5 protein-coding genes are annotated in these 4,432 nt (G+C 68.4%); 1 reads left to right on the top strand and 4 read right to left on the bottom strand.

Annotation, left to right across the window (positions count from 1 at the left end):
- On the bottom strand, positions 1-541 hold a 541-nt coding region (locus tag AC1D12_RS25835; protein WP_477843787.1), incomplete at its 3' end, for a LysE family translocator.
- A 155-nt stretch (positions 542-696) separates the two neighbouring features.
- On the opposite strand from AC1D12_RS25835, the gene AC1D12_RS25830 reads away from it, so the two are divergent.
- Positions 697-1,638 carry a helix-turn-helix transcriptional regulator gene (locus tag AC1D12_RS25830; RefSeq protein ID WP_465112257.1) on the top strand — a complete coding sequence of 314 codons (942 nt, stop codon included), beginning with the start codon at positions 697-699 and terminating at the stop codon, positions 1,636-1,638.
- On the opposite strand, the gene AC1D12_RS25825 is transcribed toward AC1D12_RS25830, so the two are convergent.
- The 3 genes from AC1D12_RS25825 to AC1D12_RS25815 form a co-directional block, all read right to left on the bottom strand.
- Positions 1,635-2,882 carry an ATP-dependent Clp protease adaptor ClpS gene (locus AC1D12_RS25825; protein ID WP_477843785.1) on the bottom strand — a complete coding sequence of 416 codons (1,248 nt, stop codon included), beginning with the start codon at positions 2,880-2,882 and terminating at the stop codon, positions 1,635-1,637. The two genes, AC1D12_RS25830 and AC1D12_RS25825, sit on opposite strands and share 4 nt — an antisense overlap.
- A 36-nt stretch (positions 2,883-2,918) precedes the next feature.
- On the bottom strand, positions 2,919-3,467 hold the full coding sequence (gene ybiA / locus AC1D12_RS25820; protein ID WP_477843783.1) for a riboflavin biosynthesis intermediates N-glycosidase: 549 nt from the start codon (positions 3,465-3,467) through the stop codon (positions 2,919-2,921).
- 142 nt (positions 3,468-3,609) lie between these two features.
- On the bottom strand, positions 3,610-4,432 hold an 823-nt coding region (locus tag AC1D12_RS25815; RefSeq protein ID WP_477843781.1), incomplete at its 5' end, for a TonB-dependent receptor domain-containing protein.

The following is a 4,432-nucleotide window of genomic DNA, read 5'->3' as shown; positions in this document are numbered from 1 at the left end:
TCAGCCATCCGCCGCTGCGGCTGGCGGCCACCGCCAGCGCGCCATAGACGGCTGCCTGGGTCGCATTGGTTACCGCCGCCAGTTCGGCCACCTGGACCCAGAACCCGCCGCGTTCGGGATGCACGAACTGCGGCATCACCGCGAGGGTGAAGAGATAGGCCTTGGGGTTGAGCAGGCTGGTGGCGACGGCTCCCCGAAAAGCCTTGCCGCCCGATGCCGGYGCCGGCTCATCCCCCGCATCCGCACCCGCTGCCGATGCCGCGCGCCACACGCTCCAGCCGATCCACGCGATGTAGGCGGCGCCGGCCAGCAGCATCACCGTGAACAGGCCGGGCACCGCCTTCACCACGAGTGCGATGCCGGCCGCGCCGAACACCATGTGGCACAGCCCGCCGGCCATGATGCCGGCCACCGCGCTCGCGCCGCTGCGCAGCCCGCCCACCAGCGAATGGCCCATCACGTAGGCCATGTCCATGCCCGGCAGCACGATGATGCCGAAGACCAGCGCGAAGTACAGCGCGAGTTCAGGCCCGGCGATCACAGCGCACCCGCCCGGGTCAGCTGGCCGGACAGCGGCTTGACGAGCTTGCGGCAGTGGAAGGGATTCATGGAGGGCTCCTGGTGCTGGTGGTGAAGGAGCCGCTACGATAGGCCCCATATAGGACAGATTCAGCCCTGTATCGAATCCCGCCCACCATGCCCGCCCCTGCCACCCGAGTGCTCACCGTGCTGGAACTGCTGCAGGCCCGCGGCATGGTGGGCGGTGCCGAGCTGGCCGAGCGCCTTCAGGTGGATCGCCGCACGGTGCGCCGCTACATCGCGATGCTGGCGGACCTGGGCATTCCGATCGCCGCCGAGCGCGGGCGCGACGGCGGCTACAAGCTGATGCCCGGGTTCAAGCTGCCGCCGCTGATGTTCACCGACGACGAAGCGCTGGCGCTCACCGTGGGCCTGCGCGCCGCACGGCACCTGGGCCTGGCGGAGGCGGCGCCGGCCACCGCCAGCGCGCTGGCCAAGCTCGAGCGGGTCACGCCGCCCGCGCTCAAGCGCCGGTTGCGCGGCGTGGCCGACACCATCGCGCTGGACATCCAGCCCGGTGCCGCCGGCAACAACGATGCGTTGCTGGCACTGAGCGCGGCCGCCTTGAACCAGCAGCAGGTGAGCCTGGGCTACGTCACGCCCGGTGCCCAGCGCAGCCGTCGGGAGTTCGACCCCTACGGGCTGGGGTTTCGCGGCGGCCACTGGTACGCGGTGGGCCATTGCCACCTGCGGCGCGACCTGCGCTCATTCCGGCTCGACCGCATCGAGGACGTGCAGCCACTGCCCGCGAGCTTCCGGCGGCCGCCGTCCTTCGACGTGCTGGGCTACCTCACCCATGCGATCGCCACGCTGCCGCGCCTGCACCAGGCGAAGGTGCTGCTGCACACCGAGCTGGCGACGGCACGGCGCCATGTGTTCGCCGGCTTCGGCGTGCTGAAGGCACACCGGCGCGGCGTGCTGCTGACGGTGGAGGCCGAGACGCTGGAATGGGTGGCGCGCGAACTGGCGCGGCTGCCGTTTCCGTTCACGGTGCAGGCGCCTGTGGAATTGAACGACGAGGTGCGGCAGCTGGCGCAGCGGCTGCTGGAGGGTCACTAGCCTGTTGCACCGGCCCCGGAGGGTGCCTCAACGGCACGGCATACCAAGGGGTGGCCCTGGTCGCGCGCCTCTCGCGTGACCTCGCTCGCCACCTCGGCCGCGTGGACGGGATCCGCCAGCGGCACCAGGAGTCCGCCCCGCGCGTGAATCTGGAGCATCGACGCCATGGCGGTCTCACGGTCGAGCTTCAGGTGCCTTTCCAGCACTTCGACGACGAACTCCATCGGTGTCTTGTCGTCATTGAGAAGCTCGACGCCCGACTGGAAGCCGGGCGGCACCATGCCGTCGATCGCGGTCAGGCGCGTATGCGGTGGGAACACCGGCGAGGCGGCGTGCTGCTGTGCCAGCGGGTGCGGCCTGCCCCCAACGACGTGAAGCAGCAGTTCCCAGAGGATCGCGCCGTCGGTGGATCGGTTGTCGCCGATCTTGCCGGGGATCAGATTGATCGCGGCAACGACGAGGTTCACGACCGTGAACGTGATGTAGACGCTCTGCCCGACGGGCGATTCCGGATAGCCCAGCATCGCGACCGCCGCCAGCGCGAGCACCAGCAATACCGCCTGCGCCACCAGTCCCGCAGAAAACAGCAGGAACGTGCCCTTCACGTCGCGTGGAACCTGCGTGAGGCAGCTGCCGCCCAGGCCGGAGACGTTGATGGCGAAGACTTTCAGGCCCAGCGCGCGGGCGGCGGCGAAGTGACCCAGTTCGTGCACGAGGATGAGTGCGGCGAATGCGAGGCAGTACGCCAACGATCCTGCCAAGCCTGAACCGGCGAGGCCCGCCACCAGCAATCCGTTGAGAGGAAGGACCGCATCGACGAACAACGGAACACCGCGAATGGTGGCGACCTTCCATCGGCGCAGCAATCCTGCCGACACGTTCTCCTCGCCGGCGACTGGCGTGTCCATGGGTGGCTCATGCTGCAGAGCGATGTTCGCGAGACGCAGCACCCTCTCCAGGACACCGAATACCACGAAGACGCAGATCCCCCAACGCACCACCCCACTACCCCCTGAGATCTGACTCGCGAACCAGGACTCGGGCACGAGTTCGCGCGCAGCGAGCCCGCCCAGGAATGCGGTGAATGTGGCAAACGTCAACAGAACCCCGGAACGGGTGTAGCGGATCTCGGCCCCCATCGATTTGCCACGGGCGCGTCGACGCCGGAACCAGAGCAGGAACGGCAGGTACAGCAGGAAGCCAACAGCGAGGCAGGCGAAGCACAGGATCGAGATGATGAGCATGATGACGAGTACGGGAGGGTCGGCCGCGCAGGCGCCTCAGCAGAGCCGGCTGCGTACTTCCATCAGGGCAAATCCGAGCAGATTCAGCCCGCACCAGCTGCGTGGATCCAAGGCCGCAGCATCGCTCGCGGCGAGGCCGATGCCCCAGATGCTGTCGAGCGGACTTGCCTCGACGAGCACACGATCACCCGTGTCGAGCAAGTAGTCACGCAGCGCGCGGTTCTGCGCAAACTTCGCCTCGTTTGCACGCACGACGATGTCAAAGCGCACCGGCTCCCAGGCTGCGTCGTCGAAACCGTTCACGGTTCGGCCGAGCTTCTTGGCCTCTGCCGCCGTTCTGACACCCAGGATTCGAGCGCGCACCGCTTCATCGCGAAAAAATCGGGCCTTCTCGGCCATCATGAAATGCTCGGCCGTCGGGTATCGCTGGCCTTCCACCTCGAAGCTGGCCTCGAACCACTGGCTGAAGCACCCCTTGCCGACGGAGCCGTCGGCGTTCGGCTGGTGGCCCCAGAAGAACAGGTACTTGGGCGTGGCGCCTGCATCGAGCGAACACAGCAGGTCTTCGACGGAGCGGGGGTTCAAGGCTTCAGTCATGGTGGCGTCGGGGATGGACGCGCTCGGGTGGCGTCACGGGTTGCGGATTGTCGCCCTGCTCGCAATGTGGGTGACGCGCTCCCGGCCATTCGCCGCAATCAATCGCACAACGTGCCTCTCGCGGGCGCCTTCAGTCATCGCCCCCCAGCGACACCCGAATCCCGATCCACCCCGCCCGCGGCGCGCCCGGCGCAACGAACTGCTCGTGCCGCCAATCCGCCGGCGCCTGCACCGCCCCGCTGGCATCGAACGCATTCGTGCCGAGCAGCCCGCCCGTCGAATAGCGGCGATCGAACACGTTCGACACCTTGCCGAACAGCTCCCACCCCGGCCGGAATTTCCAGCCCGTGGTCAGGTCCAGCAACGTGAACCCCGCGGTGCTGCCGCTGCCGAAGAAATCCACGCCGTCCGCCTGGTGGGCATTGTTCTCGTTGCCCCGCACGTACTGCTTCGACTGCGCCCGCACCTGCGCGCCGACGCTCCAGCTCGGTGTGGCCTGCAGGTCCAGGCTCAACTTCAGCGTGTGCGCCGGCAGGCCGGGCAGGCGGTCGCCCTGGCGCACCTCGATCTCGTCGTCGCCGGTGCAGGCCGCGCTGGTCTCGGCGCTGCTGTTCGATTCGGAGACAAGGCAGGCCGGCGAGTCGAAGGTGGCGCGCAGCCAGCTGTACGACAGCGCCCAGTTCAGCGCGCCGGCCTGCTGCGACACGCCGAGCTCCACGCCCTGGCGCACGGTGCGGCCGACATTGCTGAAGTAGCCGGCCGACAGCCCGTTGCTGATGAACAGCAGGTCGTCGCGGTTGACGGTGCGGAAGACCGACGCATTCCAGCGCAGCCCCTGCGCCAGCGTGCCGCGCACGCCCGCCTCCAGCGTCTGCGACACCACCTGCTTCAGCGGAGGGTCCGACTGCAGCGCGTTCGGCAGCACGCAGGCATTCGCCGGGTCCGAGCAGCCC

Source organism: Rhizobacter sp. P1_G5 (genome assembly GCF_056405435.1).
The sequence above is the reverse complement of the archived record's forward strand: the minus strand, read 5'-3'. Positions and strand labels throughout refer to the sequence as shown.

What these genes read in the sequence shown, in the direction of transcription:
- AC1D12_RS25830 (WP_465112257.1), top strand. Translation starts at nt 697, where the DNA reads ATGCCCGCCCCTGCCACCCGAGTGCTCACCGTGCTGGAACTGCTGCAG.
- AC1D12_RS25825 (WP_477843785.1), bottom strand. Translation starts at nt 2,882, where the DNA reads ATGCTCATCATCTCGATCCTGTGCTTCGCCTGCCTCGCTGTTGGCTTC.